A 14318-nucleotide genomic window follows, 5' to 3' on the forward strand; every position below is an offset into this window, starting at 1 on the left:
TTTGCCGGGAGCTGTCGGTGTTCCGTGTCGGTGCCGCCTCCTAAGCTCCCCGCCATGGCACTGACCACCCCTGACCCTCCGGTCGACGTCACCCAGATGTTCCCCGAACTGCGCGCGTACGCGAGAACAGCGGTCCGCCTCCATCCGCGGCCGGGGAAGCCGACCATCCATGACAGTCACATCGGGGGACCGCTGATCTGGCCGGTCACCGAACCATGGCCCGCATGCGACCAGACCCTCCAAATGCCGGCCGCGCCCTTCGGTGAACCCGGCTGGGCGGACTGGGAGGACCGCGTTCCTGAAACCCCGACGCCCATGGTCGGGGTCGCGCAGTTCTACGCACGCGACATCCCGGAGATCCCCTTCCCCGAGGGAGCCGACCTGCTCCAGGTGCTGTGGTGCCCCAACGAACACGACCTGGACGACATCTGCGGACCCGTCCCTCTGCTGGTCTGGCGCAACACCGCAGACCTCACCGACGTTCTCACCGAACCACCCATGCGCCACCACGCCAGCCCCGACAGCCTCCCCGGCACCCCGGCGACCGACCTCAGCCAGGAGGACTACCTACCGCGCCCCTGCGTGCTCCACCCCGAACGCGTCACCGAGTACCCCGACTGCGAGGAGCTGCCCGAGCAGGTCCAAGCAGCTCTCAACCGGTGGAGCGCTCAGGTGGATGACAGCAGTTACCAGTACCTCCTGTCCATGGCGCCCGGCTGCAAGATCGGCGGATGGGAGTCCTGGCACCTCACCGACATGTACCCGCTGCCCTGTAACGTCTGCGGAACCGAGACCGAACCGCTCCTCAAACTGGACAGCAGCGAGTGGGACGGCGGCAGCGAACCACGATGGCGTCCCCTGGAAGAACGCCACCTCGCATGGGGAACACCCGAATGCGAGGAGACCGTCGAACCCACCACGCTCGCCCTCGGCCGATCCGGAGCCCTCACCATCTTCCTCTGCCCCCGCTCCGTCGAACATGGCTACCGCATGACCATCCAGTAACCGCTGAGCAGCCCTCGCGGCTCCGATGGGAGCGCAAGCGATCACCGGTGAAGCGCTCCAGGCCCGTCCGGTTTCGGGAGCCACACTGGGAGCCACCCGAACGGACGATCATGAACTGAGCCGGACGGGTTTGAACGGCCGGAGTCCCGGCGAGCAGCACGGCGAACGGCTCTGGACGATCCCGGACGTCGTTTGGGGACCTACGGATCAGAAGGTTAGGGGTTCGAGTCCTCTCGGCCGCGCAGCAGGTCAAAGGCCCTCCGGGATGATCCCGGAGGGCCTTTTTCGTGGCCGTACAGCAGCGTTGTACAGCAACACAGCCGCTTGCATCTCCTACCGCGGCTCGTACCCTCCAAGCCGCCAGTCGCTCTGCTCGGACGCCGCCGAAGCCCCCTGTAGACGGCGAACCCAGTCCGCAGGGAAGACCTGCGCAAGCCACTCCTCGTTGGTCGCTGGCAGACCTCGTTCGCCAAGCGAAGCAGGACGCCATCCGATCGTCACAAGGTGGCCCAGGTCCGTCGCGGTCGGAGGCGATCGAAGACCCAGGGTTCGTTCCTCCCCCTGGCTCACCGGGAAGCGCGGTTGACCGTGCACCGCAGTCCGGATGTCCAGCGGCAGAGATCAGGCCGCGTAATTACGCGTTGCTCTGGTGGTAGCGCTTCGTCTCAGGCAACAGATCCGGTTGCCGCGTGGCCCTGCGAACCTACTGCAGCACCATGGGCTGCTCGGGGTGACGGTGGTGATGGAGTTCCCAGGGGTCGTGAGCGCTGAAGATCGACACCTGGTCGCCGTGACGGCGGAGGAGTTCGCGGAGGCGAGCCTGAGTGCCGAGTCTGAGATCGTGGTGAACTTCTGACCTGGTTTGCACCAGGTCCAGGAGCGGGTGAGGTTGGGGGGCGTCACCGAGTTCCCGGTGGTAGTAGTAGGCGTCACCGCAGTGCAGGAGCCAGCGGTCGCCGTCCTGGACCGCCACTCCGGCGTGGCCGGCGGTGTGGCCGCCGAGCGGGATCAGGCGGATCTGCGGCGGAAGGCCCTGGGGCTGCAGGGAGGCGAAGCCGAACCAGTCCTCGCCGGGGCCGGTGGGATAGGTCACCCAGTTCGGGTGGTGCGCCCAGTGGGCCGGGCGGTAGCGGAAGCTGGGCGCCTGGCTGGTCGCGGCTTCAAGCTCGGCCGCCAGAACGTGGACCTGGGCGGTGGGGAAGTCGGGCAGGCCACCGCAGTGGTCCACATCGAGGTGCGTCACGATGATGTGGCGTACGTCGCCGGGGTCATACCCCAGCCGGGCGATCTGGCGTATGGCCGTTTCCTGCTCGTCCAGCACGGGCTGGGCCATCTCGACCCAGTCGGCGCCGAGGGTATGGCTGGGGTCGCGTACATCGTCCAGGCCGAGACCGGTTTCGATGAGGACCAGTCCTTCGGAGTCGGTCTCGACCAGCAGGCAGTGGTTGACGGCGTGCGCGGGGGCCGGGCCCGGGTAGGTGGCTTCGATCTGCCGTACGGACCCGCAGTTGAGGTGATGGATCTGCATGGCGGCTAGCCTGCTAGTTGAAGCGCGGTTCAAGTCAAGGAGGCATGGTGGGCGAGCAACTGCTGGACATTGCAGAGGTAGCCGAGCGCTCCGGACTGGCGGCGTCGGCGCTGCGGTTCTACGAGAAGCGGGGCCTCGTCGCCCCGGCGGGCCGCAACGGGTTGCGCCGGACCTACCACTCCGAGGTCCTCGAACACCTCGCCTTCATCACCTGCGCACGTGGCGCCGGGTTCACCATCGCCGAGATCGCCGGATTCCTGCGGGCAACCCCCGGCGACCTGGAGCTACGCACTCGTATGACGCGCAAGGCCGAGGAACTGGAGGAGGACATAGCCCGCTTGATCCGCATGCGCGACGGCCTCCGCCACGCCTCGACCTGCACGCACGAGCCGCTCGTGGAGTGCCCCGACTTCAAGCGCACCTTCCAACCCGGCACCCTTTCCGACCCCCTGGGACCGGTTCCTGTAGACCAGGCTTGATCCCGACGCACCCTGTTCGTGCAGTGAAGGCTCCCTGCCATACGGGCCAGAGCCCCTGGCCCGCTTCCCCTTTGGGCGGGTCGAAGGCGGACGGGTTGATCAGGCGGGCCGGGGTACGCGCGTTGCGCGAGAAATACCAGGTCGCTGGCTGATCGTTGGGCTATTAGCGGGCCATTAAGAGGGGGGCGAGGGGTCCGCCACGGTCACTCAGGACCGGCTCGCTGCCCAGCTCAGGGTTCCAGTGGGCCATGATCGATGCAATTCCCAAGCTGACAGCGCGGGTTCGATTCCCGTCATCCGCTCCACGCGCGAAGGCCCAGTTCAGGACGCTGATCCAGACTCACACCTTGGTCATTTTCAGGGCCATGTCCATGTCCCGTTGCGAGCGTTCCAACAGGCGGCACATACTGGTGGGGATGAAGTCAGCCAGCGGCGCGCCCCGTCGCCACCTGTCCACAAGTCCCTTCAAGCCCCCGCCCCCCGCCCCGCCTGCCGAGCGGTTCAGCGTGAACGACCAAGTGACCCATGATCGGTATGGTCTCGGCGTCGTCATCGCTGTAGAAGACGAGATCGCCGTGTTCGTCGATTTCGGATCGCGGCAGCAACGAATCACTACACCGTTCAACAGGCTGTACAAACTCTGAGACCGCTGTCATACGGGAAAGCACACAGCGCGAGGCACATCCATGCCAGCGTCTAGCTCGGCCGAGCCGGCGTCCACAGGACCGTGTGGAGACGTTCCTTCCTCGGCCCGGCCATACGACCATAGGCATGCCGCGAGGAAGCAGAAGCCATGCCCCGTGCTCGTTGCATGCCCGTCGGTGAGGAGACCATGAGGGACTCATAGGGAGCCGTGGCTACTCAATAGGCGTTGCGGGATATGCACGGGATGATCTCCGTCTTCGGCTGACCCTCGACGCCTCATTCCGCAGATCAGAGGCTATGCGAAGCCCATGAAGGGTCATCCACTTCTAATCCGATGGCCCTTCGTCCTCCTTGCCGCCCAGGTGTCTCGTGCTCGCCGAGCCGAGGGCGCCTGCGCCGTTGCCTCACGATCAGCTTCGCTGACCCTTGACGCAGCGGTCCCGTCCTGGGAGGTCGACAGCTATGAGGAGGACGGAGGTGGAGCAGGAGACTGGGGGCGTATGCAGTGCGTCGCCGACTGGCAACAAGCCTGATCAACGGGCCATTAGCGGGCTATCAAGAGCGGTCATCAGGGGGCACTCAGGGATACTCGCGGGCTGCCACTTGCCCAGGTCGGGGCCGCTGCCCCTGGTGACCGGGCCGATTTGCAAGCAGGGTGTCAGAAGCCCGGGCTTTCCACATCCGTAGCGCTCTCTATTCGATCAGCGACCTGCGGGCACCGGGACGTCTACCTTTCGGGAACGCCTCGCGGCAAAAAGGGAGAGGGCCCGGCCGGCGGTGGCCCGGGCCGTAGCCGCACCACGGGCCCGCCGTACCCAACCAACGCGCCGACCCCAGCGCCGCGCCACCGCACAGCATCGATCTCAGCCGTCGAGCTCGGTATGCCCAGCCTCCTCATAGAAGCCGTAATGCTGCTGCCTCCGCCGCTCCCAGAACCCGATGCCCGTCATGAACACGCTGAAGAAGGCGATAAGAACACACAGAATCCCCGTCTCACCCCAGCCCCATGCCTTCGCGGACAGAACTTCCAGCACCGCAAGCAGAGCTCCCACCGCCGCCCCCACTCGCACCCCCATCTTGACCGGATGCCGCGCAGTGAAGATCTGACTTCGCCCAGGTTGGGCGTCGCCTCCCAGCACGGTGTCCAGCCACCAGAACCCACGGACCAACCAGCGACGCAGCGCCATTGATGAACCCCTTCCAATCTCCGGCGGGGACGCTCCGACTCCGGGATGATCAGGCGGGCGGAGGCGTACGCGCCGCGCGAGAGGAGCCGACCACCGGCTGATCGCCGAGCCATCAGCCAAGGTGACGAGGGGTCAATCATGGCTGGCCCAACGCCCAGATCGGCCCCCTACGAGGCGTGATCGATGCACTTCCCAAGCCGATGCTGTCGTTAGGTGATCGGCCTTGTCTCAGTCGTCATCGTCATCGCCGGTGTAGTCGTCGTAGAGCTTGCGGCGTAGGAGATCGGTTCGGACGGTCAGGGCACCGAGGAGTTCCTCATCGCTCAGCCCATCCGTGGTCCTGAACGCCCAAGAGGAATGGCCTTCTTCATCGAGGCACTTCACAAGGACTATCGCTCCCAGGGCGGTCCATCCCTCGGGAAGCGGATAGACATCGAGGCCGTTCAGGGCCTGGCCTACGGGTACCTCTTTCTCTTCCTCTGTCACGGAGCCTCCTGATAACTGGTGGTTACATGGATCGGAGTGTGCTGCTCGACCGCGTCACAGCAAACGTCGAAGCCACTATGCCGGGGGCACTCGACCTCACCGGCTCGCGGGCAGTAGTAGATGTCCGAGCAGCCGCAGTCGAAGAACTCGGGCAAAGGGTCAGGCGGATCGGCCATGCTCATGATCATCTGGTGGAGGCTTCATGCTCCACAACCGCTTTGATCTAGATGACGCGCAGTATGCCGACCGACGCTGGAACCGTCGCGTCGTCCACTGCCGGCAGACGGCCAGCCATGCGACCCTGATCAGGACTGTCCTGATGAGAGATCTCGCCAAAGGTGCCGCTCCGGGCTTGGGAGCCACGATGGGAACCACCCAAGCGGACGATCACGAACCGAGCCGGATGGATCTGAACAGCCGAAGACCCGACGAGCAGCAGGACGGACGGCTCTGAACGATCCTGAAGGCCGTTCGGGAACCTACGGATCAGAAGGTTAGGGGTTCGAGTCCTCTCAGTCGCGCCAGACAAGAAGGCCCGTTCCCAGGGAAAACCTGGGAACGGGCCTTCTTGTTTTATCGATCTTCCAGGCCCCTTGTGGACAGGGTGGTTCCCATCACCACCTCCTGAGCGCCTCAGCGAAGGTCTCGGTCGCCCTGCCGTGGCTGCTGCGGGTTCCGACTTCGGCCTTGGCGTCGCCGATCATCGTTCCCAGCGCCCCCGGGTCGGTGGTGCTGCCCCGGGCTCCGTCGACCGCGGCACGTGGGCGTTCTTCTCCAGGGCGCTCACCGCGGGAGACTGCTTACCGCCCGACACCGGCGCAGGGGCCGCCCGGCACCCGGCAGTCGCCAGTACCGCCGGAGCCGTGATCGCGGGCACCGCCGTCGGCCGATCCGCTTCCTCTTCGCCGTCATGCCTGTCTTTCTCAGACTCCGTGTTTCGAACGGGGAAGCAAGCATGGAACGCGGTGGAGGTCCCGCGCGCTGAGGACGGCCTCCGGCTTCATGCGGGGGAACACTCCCTGGTCAGGGGGACGGCCATCGGGTGGAGCCCGCAGCCCCGTTCGGCCGCCCCTGGGCAGGCCCATCCGCGAGGCGGCCCCGAATCACCTGGCTCCCGTCACGCGACGCCGGCGCGCGCCGCCGCCAGCGCTCCTGCCGCGGCGCGCTCGGCGGCGTCATCGTCGAGCGGTTCCCCCGTGTTGAGCAGCGCGTAATACAGGGGCGCGGAGACGGCTGCGATCACCCGTCGCGGATCGGTCCCGGCGGGTAGCTCTCCTCGCTCGACCGCGTCGCCGACGCAGCCGGCCCATTCGTCGATGCGTTTGGCGTAGAAGCGGTGCAGCGCCTGGGCCGCCTCGTCGTTGCAGAGCGAGGCGGCGATCAGTGCCTTGAACAGACGTCCCTGCCGGGGGTCGGTGAGGGTCTTGACGACCAGTCGGGCATTGTCCCGCAGGTCCTCCTCGACGCTGCCGGTATGGGAGCGGGGCAACGATCCCTGGGCCATGTCGTCGAGCAGGTCGGCGGCGAGAGCGCCGGGCGTGCCCCAGCGACGGTAGACGGTGGTCTTCCCTACCCCGGCGACACGGGCGATCTCGGCCAGGTCGAGGGCGTCGAATCCCTTCTCGGCCAGGACGTCTCCTGTGGCCTGAAGAACGGCTTCGCGGACGCGGGCGGTGCGCCCACCGGGCCGGACGGCGCCCGGCGGCGGTGCGGCGCTCTGCTGCGAGGCGGCGGCCATGCGGACTCCTCTCAAGAGGCACCCTTATTGGGACTATTGTTCCCTTAGGGCGACAACGGTGTTATCGTTCCTCACATCTTAACGGAACCATAGAGCCGTTTAAGCGTTCGAAGGAGTTCCCCGTCATGACCATGACCACAGAGCCTGTGTCCGGTCCCCCGATCCCGCAGCGGCTGACCGGCCGCATGAAAGCCGTCCTCGTGGTGCTGCTGGTCGCCCAGTTCATGCTGGCCGTCGACTTCTCGATCCTGAACGTGGCCCTGCCCAAGATCGGCGACACCCTCGGCTTCTCCCTGTCCGACCTGCAGTGGATCGCCACCTCCTTCGCCCTGGGCGCGGCCGGGTTCACCCTCTTCTTCGGCCGCATCGGCGATCTGATCGGCCGCAAGCGCATCTTCCTCGGCAGCCTGGCCCTCCTCGGCCTGGCCTCGCTCGTCGGCGGGCTCGCCCCGAACCCCGAGATCCTCGGCCTGGGGCAACGTGCTGGGACTGCTCGCCTTCGTCACCGAGACCTCCCTGGTGTACCTGCTCACGCTGTACATGCAGAAGACGCTCGGCTTCTCGGCCCTCACCGCCGGGCTCTCGTTCGGCGTCCTGGGGCTCGGAACCGTGGCCGGGGGCATGCTCGCGCCGAAGTTGATCTCCAGGACCTCCACTCTGGCCGTCCTGGTCGGGGGCGGGCTGTTGCAGGCGGCCTTCACCGGCGTCCTGCTCTTCCTGGGCAGCACCTCGGCCTCGATGGCGCTGATGCTTCCGGCGATCTTCCTGGGCGGGGTCGGCAACATGCTGGTCATCGTCGGCTTCATGATCACCGCCACCACCGGCCTGCCGGACCACGAGCAGGGCCTGGCCACCGGACTGGCGTCCATGTCCCAGCAGATCGGCATCACCATGGGGACTCCCGTCATGTCCGCGATCGTCACCGCGGCCACCATGGGCGCCATGTCCGCCAGTGCGATCCTGCACGGCGTCACCGTCGCCATAGCCGCCAACGCCGCCCTCGTCCTCCTCTGCGTCCTCATCGCCGCCGTCTTCCTGCGCGCCCGGCACGGCCGCACGCAGAACTGACCGCCGGCCTCCTCTCCCACTTCAAGGAGCACGACATGGATCTTCAGCTCTCCGGCAAGGTGATTCTCGTGACGGGCGCGACCAGCGGGATCGGTCTGGCGACCACTCACCTGCTCGCCGCGGAGGGAGCCCGCGTCGTGGCGCTCGCCCGCGGTAGCTCGGCCATCCCCACGCTGCCGCCCACCACGCAGTTCATCCGCGCCGACCTCACCGACCCCGCCACGGCGGCCTACGCCGTCTCACAGATCCTGGCTCGTCACGGCAGGCTGGACGGCCTGGTCAACAACGCGGCCGCCCTCACCTCCCGCCCCACCTTTGCGGACATCGACGACGATCAGTGGCACGCCACCTTCGAGCTCAATCTCCACTCGGCCGTCCGGCTCACCCGCGCGGTGCTGCCGGTCCTGGAGAAGAACCCAGGGGGAGGCGGCATCGTTCATGTCGCCAGCGAGGCGGCCCGCCTGCCCGACGTGACCATCGCCGACTACGCCGCGTCCAAAGCGGCGCTGCTGTCAGTGTCGAAATCCCTGTCCGCGGCCTTCGGGCCGGCCGGGGTGCGCTCCAACGTCGTCTCTCCCGGCCCCACACGCACCGAGCTCTTCGACGCCCCTGGCGGCTTCGCCGAACAGCTCGCCGAGCGGTTCGACCTGTCGCCCGCGGACGCCATCGAACACTTCATCCGCGTCGAGCGCCGCCTGCCGACCGGGCGCATCGGCACCCCCGACGAGGTGGCCGGCGTCATCGCCTACCTCCTGTCACCCTGGGCCGCACAGGTCACCGGCGCCGAGTGGACCATCGACGGAGGAGCTCTGCGTCAGCTGTGAGCCTGGACAGATCGACGCCGGCCCGTGGTGGGAGCGGCGCCCCGCAGTGGTCCCGCCTCATCCTTCCCGGGCCGGATCCCGTTCCGGTCCAGATCCACCGGCCGGCACCGGCCAACGGTCCCCCGGCAGGCTTCCTGGTCTGGGCGCACGGCGGCAGCTGGCAGCACGGTTCGACCGCCGAGTGGCACCACGCCACGGCGTCCCTGGCCAAGCGCTCCGGCTGGACGGTGATCAGCGTCGACTATCGGCTCGCGCCACGGCACCGCCACCCCCGAGCCGTACATGACGTTCTCACAGCGCTTTCCTGGGCCGCCGGACGGGCGGCGGGGGCACCGCTCGCGGTGGGCGGCGACAGCGCCGGCGGTACGCTCGCCGCCTGCGCCGCCCTGGTCGCGCGAGAGCGCGGCCTGCCGCTGGCGGCGCAGGTCCTGGCCTACCCACCGTTCGACCCCACGTGCAGCAGCCCGTCCTACCACCGGAGTCCCCAGGCGTTCCCGCAGGCCGCCCTGCTGCGGCAAGCCTGGCTTGCCTGGCGCGGCGACGGCGAGCCCGCCACCTACGACGAGGACGGCACCCGGGTGTATTCGACGCCCTGGGAGGCGCCGTCCTTGGCAGGCATGGCACCCGCCGTCCTCGCCGTAGGCGCCCACGACCCGGTACGCGACGACGTCGACTCCTACGCGTGCCGGCTCCGCCGCGACGGGGTTCCGGTGCGCCTGCTGCACCCGCCGGGGGCCGTGCACGGAGACGTGCTCCGCCAGGACAGTCCCGTTCTCGACCACATAGCGCGAGCCATCAGCCGGAAGGACCTGTCGTGAGCACCATGAGCACCGGCGGGCACGGTGTCCCGCCCGCTCCCTTGGAAGCCCTCGTCCGCCACTTCGGCGACCTGCGCGACGGTACCCACGCCGGCGAGATCACCCGGCGCGGCAAGGAGGCCGCGTTCGAGCAGGCCGTCCGCCTGCTCGACGCGCCCGCCCGCCAGGTTCTCGCCGAGTTCGACCAGTACCTCCTGCTCGGTACGGGCACGCTGCAGGCCACCGGCACGCGCCGGGACCTCCAAGGCGGCAGCTTCGCCGCCTGGCGGTTGTCGTGGCCGCGGCAGCGCGAGGCGGGCATCGCCCCGATCACTTTGACCGCCCACTACGGCGCCGCCTTTCACCATCCGCATCTGCGCGGCGCCACCCTCGGGGAGTGGCCGCTCAACGTCGTCGGCGCGGAACAGGCGGCCGAGCTCGTCCCCGTGCTGCGCGCCATCGCCGCCGCCGACCTGCACAACCTCGTCTTCCAGCGTGACTGGCGGATCGTCCCCGCCCTCCACTCGCAGGATTAACGGAACTAAGTTGCCATTAAGCGCTACATCCCCTATCGTTCTTATTAACGGAACGTCAGTTTCATTAAGGAGTCACCATGAAGAACTTCGCGGCAAAGAGCGGCGCGGCGGTGTCGGCCTTGGCCCTCGCGCTCGCCGTGGCCGCCCCCGCCCAAGCCGGCACAGACCGGCAGGCGGGCTGGCAGGCGGCCTGGATCGCCGCACCGCAGCGGGCCAGCACCGGATTCGGGCCGAACTGGTCAGAGGAAGGCTTCACCGGCCAGAGCGTGCGCCAGATCGTGAGGCTCACCGCCGGCGGCTCATCCCTGCGCATCCGCCTGTCGAACGATTACGGTCCCACCCCTGTGCGCCTGACGGGTGCCACTGTCGCCTACGCCGGCCAAGGCGCCGCGATCCGGCCTCAGCCCGTACGGAAGCTGACCTTCAGCCACGCCACCTCGGCCAGCATCCCCGCACGCGGCAGCCTGTCCAGCGACCCGATCAAACTCGACGTGAGCCCCTTCCAGTCCGTGGCGGTCACCCTCTACTTCGCCGGGACCACCGGACCGGCGACCTTCCACTCCCAGGCGCACGCCACCAGCTATCGCGCCCAGGGCGACCACAGCGCCGACACCACCTCGAACGCCTACGACCAGACGACGCACTCGTGGTACTACCTGTCCGGTGTCGACGTCGCGGGCGGGCCCAGGACCCGCGACGGGGTAGTCGCCTTCGGCGACTCCATCACGGACGGGTTCGGCTCCACCGGCGACGCCAACGACCGCTACCCCGACGAACTCGCCGAGCGCCTCGCCGCCACCGGCCGCGCCCGCCCCGTCCTGAACGCCGGCATCGGCGGCAACCTCGTGCTCAACGACTCCGCCTGGTACGGCGACCGCTCCGCGACCCGCTTCAAGCGGGACGTGCTCGACCAGTCCGGCGTCGGCGCGGTCGTCGTGCTGCTGGGCGTCAACGACATCGGATTCAGCGAGTCCGACACCCCGACGTACAAGCCCGCGCCCGTCGTCTCCGCGGACGAGCTGATCACCGGCTACCGCCGTCTCATCCGCCAAGCCCACGCCAAGGGCGTCAAGGTCGTCGGAGCCACCTTGCTACCGTTCAAGAACTCCGACCACTGGGGCGACCACGCCGCCGCCGTCAGCGACACCGTCAACCAATGGATCCGCACCTCAGGCGAGTTCGACGCCGTCGCCGACCTCGACCAGGCCATGGCCGCCCCCGGTGACCCCGACGTGCTCAACCCCGCCTACGACAGCGGTGACCACCTGCACCCCAACGACGCCGGTTACACCGCCATGGCCCACGTCATCGCCGACCGGCTCTGACCGGGAGACCATCCGCATGGGAAGCCGTTCCCGGTGCTCGCGATGTGACGGTCTCGAGCGGCCATGAGGCCCGCGAGCACCTGGGGCGCCGCCCTCTGCCGATGCCCGACCAGATGCTCGCGCACATGGTCGACATTCTTGCGGCCGGCTTCATGCAGCCGCGCCGTACAGCGACACCGTCTTACGCGATCGCATCCCACCAGCCCTCATCTATCGCCTGGCCAGGCCGGGACGCCTCTGACGCGGCATCCGCCCTTCCCTGCGGGGCAGAAGGTCAGGGGTTCGAGTCATCTCGGCCGCGCAGCAGGTCAAAGGCCCTCCGGGATCATCCCGGAGGGCCTTCGTCATAGCCGTACAGCAGTGGGATGCAGCAACACCGCCCTACGCGGACAGCCGTTCGCGATCCTTACTCGCCAGGGCTCAAGGCTTGCGCGTCCTCCCGGACATGCCGGCGGTGCCTGAGCGCGGTGACGCACAGGCCGAGGTGCGGGAAGACCGAGCCCTCGCCGTTCGCACGCCTGCCCATGCCCAGCCTCGGTTCTTCATGCACCCTCCAGTGACCCGAACATTCGTGTTCGAGTCACTGATACCCATAGGGGGTTCCGGAATACCCACGGGGGGTATATGGTTGGCGACAGATGAGGAGGACACGATGAGACGCCTTCAAGCACTTGACCCGTCGGAAGCCCCCGACAAGTCCCGCGAGATCCTGAGTGACATCGTCGCCAGGCGCGGCGGGGTGGGCGACATGGTGGCCACGATGGCCCACTCGCCCGCGCTGCTCCAGGGCTACCTGGACTTCTCCCGCGCGATCAAGCGGGTGAAGATCCCCCGCCCGCTGAGCGAGAAGGTCTCGCTCGCGGTGCAGGAGTGGATCGGCTGCGCGATGTGCTTGTCGGCGCACACCAAGGCGGCGCGAGCGGCGGGGCTCAGCGAAGTGGACATCGAGCTGGCCCGCCAGGGCACCTCGACCGACGCGCGCGAGGCCGCCTTGATCGCCGTGGCCGTGCGGGTGCTGGCCGAGCCTTCGTCCCTCTCCGACGAGGACGTGGCCGAGCTGCGAGCCCATGGCTGGAGCGACCGGGTGATCGCGGAGATCGTCGGCCTGGTGTCGCTGAACCTGTTGACCGGCGCCTTCAACCTGCTGATCGGACTTGAGCCCGATGAATGACAAAGCGGCTCACCTGCGGCGGCTGCGCCGGGTGGAGGGGCAGGTGCGGGGCCTGCAGCGGATGGTCGACGACGACAAGTACTGCATCGACGTCCTGACCCAGGTCTCGGCGGCCACCAGCGCCCTGCAGTCCTTTTCCCTGGTCCTCCTGGAGGAGCACATGGCCCACTGCGTCGCGGAGGCGACGCGGAAGGGCGGCGCCGAGGCGGACATCAAGATCAAGGAAGCGGCAGACGCGATCGCGCGCCTGGTCCGTTCATAAGAATCACAAGACTCATAAGAGTCACAAGACGAGAGGTGATTGTCATGGCCACCGCCACCTACACCGTCAAGGGCATGACCTGCGGACACTGCGTCAGCTCCGTCAAGGAGGAGGTCGGCGAGGTCGCCGGCGTGACCGAGGTCGACGTCGACCTGGCCACCGGGCTGCTGACCGTGACGAGTGAAAGCCCGGTCGACGCGGCGCGGATCAACGCCGCGGTCGAAGAGGCCGGATACGAAGTGGTGAACCCATGAACGCCGCAGCGAAGATCGGCGCCTACATGGCGGGCCTCGCCCTGATCTTCGGCGGAGCGCTCGGGCTCGGCAACGTCGTCGGACCGCTGGGCGGGGAGCCGGCGAAGCCGGGCCATGGCAGCGGCGGCCACGCCGTGGCGGCTCCGGCTCCACAAACCACCGCAGGCCACGGAGAGCACGCCGCTCCCGCGCAACAAGCCGAGAACAGTACCCCCGGGGGGCTTCAAGTGTCCGAGAGCGGCTACACCTTCACCCCGCTCACCACGGCGATCAAGCCGGGCGAGTCGACAGACTTCCGGTTCACCGTGACCGGCCCTGACGGCAAGGCGGTCACCGACTACCAGGTCCAGCACGACAAGAAGCTCCACTTCATCGTCGTCTCGCGTGACCTGGGCACCTTTCAGCATCTCCACCCGGTCGAGGCCGGCGACGGCGTCTGGTCGGTCAAGCTGACGCTGCCCGAGGCTGGGGCCTACCGGGCCTTCGCCGACTTCGCGCCGACCGGCGGTCAGGCCCTGACGCTCGGCGGCGACCTGCTCGTCGCGGGCGACTACACACCCAAGGCGCTGCCCGCGGCCGGCCGTACGTCCGAGGTCGACGGCTACACCGTCACCCTCGACGGCGAGCTGCTCCCCGGCCGGCAGAGCAAGCTCACCCTCAAGGTCAGCAAGGACGGCAAGCCGGTCACCGACCTGCAGCCCTACCTCGGCGCCTACGGGCACCTGGTGGCCCTGCGCGGCAGCGACCTGGCCTATCTCCACGTACACCCCGACGGTGAGCCCGGCGACGGCAAGACCCGGCCCGGCCCGGAGATCGTCTTCTACGCCGAGGTACCCAGCCGCGGCGACTACCGGCTCTTCCTCGATTTCCAGCATGAGGGCAAGGTCCGGACCGCCGACTTCACCCTCGGCGCCGAGCAGGACTCCACGGTGGACCCGAACGCGAAGCCCACGGCCGGCTCCACCGAGCACGGCGCCGACCACAAGCACTGACAGCAGGACGCAAAGAAAGGA

The 14318-nt window shown here is 68.1% G+C and carries 17 protein-coding genes and 1 pseudogene; 14 read left to right on the plus strand and 4 right to left on the minus strand.

Annotated elements, in window-relative coordinates; all coding sequences use genetic code 11:
- The first annotated feature begins 54 nt into the window (after window positions 1-54).
- Window positions 55-1005, plus strand: coding sequence for a hypothetical protein (locus tag ACQP10_RS01185; RefSeq protein WP_433540719.1), 951 nt, complete (start codon window positions 55-57; stop codon window positions 1003-1005).
- 703 nt (window positions 1006-1708) lie between these two features.
- Here the strand turns inward: ACQP10_RS01185 and ACQP10_RS01190 are convergent.
- The gene (locus tag ACQP10_RS01190) at window positions 1709-2533 is read right to left on the minus strand and encodes an MBL fold metallo-hydrolase (RefSeq protein WP_346018137.1); all 825 of its coding nucleotides are present in this window, start codon (window positions 2531-2533) and stop codon (window positions 1709-1711) included.
- A 44-nt stretch (window positions 2534-2577) separates the two neighbouring features.
- Here ACQP10_RS01190 and ACQP10_RS01195 point away from each other — a divergent pair, with 44 nt between their 5' ends.
- Together ACQP10_RS01195 and ACQP10_RS01200 are read left to right on the plus strand one after the other, a co-directional pair.
- Complete coding sequence (locus tag ACQP10_RS01195) at window positions 2578-3012, plus strand: MerR family transcriptional regulator (RefSeq protein ID WP_433540720.1); 435 nt, start codon at window positions 2578-2580, stop codon at window positions 3010-3012.
- Between the two features lie 416 nt (window positions 3013-3428).
- A complete protein-coding gene (locus ACQP10_RS01200; RefSeq protein ID WP_346018135.1) occupies window positions 3429-3656 on the plus strand; it encodes a hypothetical protein in 228 nt (75 codons plus the stop codon).
- 864 nt (window positions 3657-4520) lie between these two features.
- Here the strand turns inward: ACQP10_RS01200 and ACQP10_RS01205 are convergent.
- The gene (locus ACQP10_RS01205) at window positions 4521-4844 is read right to left on the minus strand and encodes a hypothetical protein (RefSeq protein WP_346018129.1); all 324 of its coding nucleotides are present in this window, start codon (window positions 4842-4844) and stop codon (window positions 4521-4523) included.
- Between the two features lie 228 nt (window positions 4845-5072).
- Complete coding sequence (locus tag ACQP10_RS01210) at window positions 5073-5330, minus strand: hypothetical protein (RefSeq protein ID WP_346018128.1); 258 nt, start codon at window positions 5328-5330, stop codon at window positions 5073-5075.
- Window positions 5331-5532: 202 nt separating this feature from the next.
- Here ACQP10_RS01210 and ACQP10_RS01215 point away from each other — a divergent pair, with 202 nt between their 5' ends.
- Complete coding sequence (locus tag ACQP10_RS01215; RefSeq protein WP_346018127.1) at window positions 5533-5784, plus strand: hypothetical protein; 252 nt, start codon at window positions 5533-5535, stop codon at window positions 5782-5784.
- 663 nt (window positions 5785-6447) lie between these two features.
- Here ACQP10_RS01215 and ACQP10_RS01220 read toward each other — a convergent pair.
- Entirely contained in the window at window positions 6448-7068 is a 621-nt protein-coding gene (locus ACQP10_RS01220) for a TetR/AcrR family transcriptional regulator (protein WP_346018126.1), read from the minus strand.
- Window positions 7069-7292: 224 nt separating this feature from the next.
- Between ACQP10_RS01220 and ACQP10_RS01225 the strand changes: the two are divergent.
- From ACQP10_RS01225 to ACQP10_RS01270, 10 genes and pseudogenes are all read left to right on the plus strand, one after another.
- A pseudogene (locus ACQP10_RS01225) lies at window positions 7293-7466 on the plus strand (MFS transporter); the annotation flags it as partial.
- Window positions 7467-7548: 82 nt separating this feature from the next.
- Window positions 7549-8136 (plus strand): MFS transporter, encoded by a 588-nt coding sequence (locus ACQP10_RS01230; RefSeq protein ID WP_346018125.1) that lies wholly within the window; start codon window positions 7549-7551, stop codon window positions 8134-8136.
- Window positions 8137-8171: 35 nt separating this feature from the next.
- Window positions 8172-8960 carry an SDR family NAD(P)-dependent oxidoreductase gene (locus ACQP10_RS01235; RefSeq protein ID WP_346019680.1) on the plus strand — a complete coding sequence of 263 codons (789 nt, stop codon included), beginning with the start codon at window positions 8172-8174 and terminating at the stop codon, window positions 8958-8960.
- Entirely contained in the window at window positions 8957-9778 is an 822-nt protein-coding gene (locus tag ACQP10_RS01240) for an alpha/beta hydrolase (RefSeq protein ID WP_346018124.1), read from the plus strand. Before ACQP10_RS01235 ends, ACQP10_RS01240 begins: the two co-directional genes overlap by 4 nt.
- Window positions 9779-9783: 5 nt before the next feature.
- The gene (locus ACQP10_RS01245; RefSeq protein WP_346019679.1) at window positions 9784-10293 is read left to right on the plus strand and encodes a hypothetical protein; all 510 of its coding nucleotides are present in this window, start codon (window positions 9784-9786) and stop codon (window positions 10291-10293) included.
- Between the two features lie 77 nt (window positions 10294-10370).
- Window positions 10371-11618, plus strand: a complete 1248-nt coding sequence (locus tag ACQP10_RS01250) for an SGNH/GDSL hydrolase family protein (RefSeq protein ID WP_346018123.1) — start codon at window positions 10371-10373, stop codon at window positions 11616-11618.
- 652 nt (window positions 11619-12270) lie between these two features.
- Window positions 12271-12789, plus strand: coding sequence for a carboxymuconolactone decarboxylase family protein (locus tag ACQP10_RS01255; RefSeq protein ID WP_346018122.1), 519 nt, complete (start codon window positions 12271-12273; stop codon window positions 12787-12789).
- The gene (locus tag ACQP10_RS01260) at window positions 12782-13051 is read left to right on the plus strand and encodes a metal-sensitive transcriptional regulator (protein WP_179821112.1); all 270 of its coding nucleotides are present in this window, start codon (window positions 12782-12784) and stop codon (window positions 13049-13051) included. The genes ACQP10_RS01255 and ACQP10_RS01260 overlap by 8 nt, the downstream gene beginning before the upstream one ends.
- Before the next feature lie 44 nt (window positions 13052-13095).
- The gene (locus ACQP10_RS01265) at window positions 13096-13305 is read left to right on the plus strand and encodes a heavy-metal-associated domain-containing protein (RefSeq protein WP_346018121.1); all 210 of its coding nucleotides are present in this window, start codon (window positions 13096-13098) and stop codon (window positions 13303-13305) included.
- Window positions 13302-14297, plus strand: a complete 996-nt coding sequence (locus ACQP10_RS01270; RefSeq protein WP_346018120.1) for a hypothetical protein — start codon at window positions 13302-13304, stop codon at window positions 14295-14297. The genes ACQP10_RS01265 and ACQP10_RS01270 overlap by 4 nt, the downstream gene beginning before the upstream one ends.
- The last annotated feature ends 21 nt before the right edge of the window (window positions 14298-14318 follow it).

Origin of the sequence: Streptosporangium sandarakinum (assembly GCF_050942225.1) — a bacterium.
GTDB lineage: Bacteria > Actinomycetota > Actinomycetes > Streptosporangiales > Streptosporangiaceae > Streptosporangium > Streptosporangium nondiastaticum.

What these genes read in the sequence shown, in the direction of transcription:
- ACQP10_RS01200 (WP_346018135.1), top strand. Translation starts at nt 3,429, where the DNA reads ATGAAGTCAGCCAGCGGCGCGCCCCGTCGCCACCTGTCCACAAGTCCC.
- ACQP10_RS01260 (WP_179821112.1), top strand. Translation starts at nt 12,782, where the DNA reads ATGAATGACAAAGCGGCTCACCTGCGGCGGCTGCGCCGGGTGGAGGGG.
- ACQP10_RS01215 (WP_346018127.1), top strand. Translation starts at nt 5,533, where the DNA reads ATGCTCCACAACCGCTTTGATCTAGATGACGCGCAGTATGCCGACCGA.
- ACQP10_RS01255 (WP_346018122.1), top strand. Translation starts at nt 12,271, where the DNA reads ATGAGACGCCTTCAAGCACTTGACCCGTCGGAAGCCCCCGACAAGTCC.
- ACQP10_RS01235 (WP_346019680.1), top strand. Translation starts at nt 8,172, where the DNA reads ATGGATCTTCAGCTCTCCGGCAAGGTGATTCTCGTGACGGGCGCGACC.
- ACQP10_RS01250 (WP_346018123.1), top strand. Translation starts at nt 10,371, where the DNA reads ATGAAGAACTTCGCGGCAAAGAGCGGCGCGGCGGTGTCGGCCTTGGCC.
- ACQP10_RS01245 (WP_346019679.1), top strand. Translation starts at nt 9,784, where the DNA reads ATGAGCACCGGCGGGCACGGTGTCCCGCCCGCTCCCTTGGAAGCCCTC.
- ACQP10_RS01265 (WP_346018121.1), top strand. Translation starts at nt 13,096, where the DNA reads ATGGCCACCGCCACCTACACCGTCAAGGGCATGACCTGCGGACACTGC.
- ACQP10_RS01205 (WP_346018129.1), bottom strand. Translation starts at nt 4,844, where the DNA reads ATGGCGCTGCGTCGCTGGTTGGTCCGTGGGTTCTGGTGGCTGGACACC.
- ACQP10_RS01185 (WP_433540719.1), top strand. Translation starts at nt 55, where the DNA reads ATGGCACTGACCACCCCTGACCCTCCGGTCGACGTCACCCAGATGTTC.
- ACQP10_RS01195 (WP_433540720.1), top strand. Translation starts at nt 2,578, where the DNA reads ATGGTGGGCGAGCAACTGCTGGACATTGCAGAGGTAGCCGAGCGCTCC.
- ACQP10_RS01190 (WP_346018137.1), bottom strand. Translation starts at nt 2,533, where the DNA reads ATGCAGATCCATCACCTCAACTGCGGGTCCGTACGGCAGATCGAAGCC.
- ACQP10_RS01220 (WP_346018126.1), bottom strand. Translation starts at nt 7,068, where the DNA reads ATGGCCGCCGCCTCGCAGCAGAGCGCCGCACCGCCGCCGGGCGCCGTC.
- ACQP10_RS01270 (WP_346018120.1), top strand. Translation starts at nt 13,302, where the DNA reads ATGAACGCCGCAGCGAAGATCGGCGCCTACATGGCGGGCCTCGCCCTG.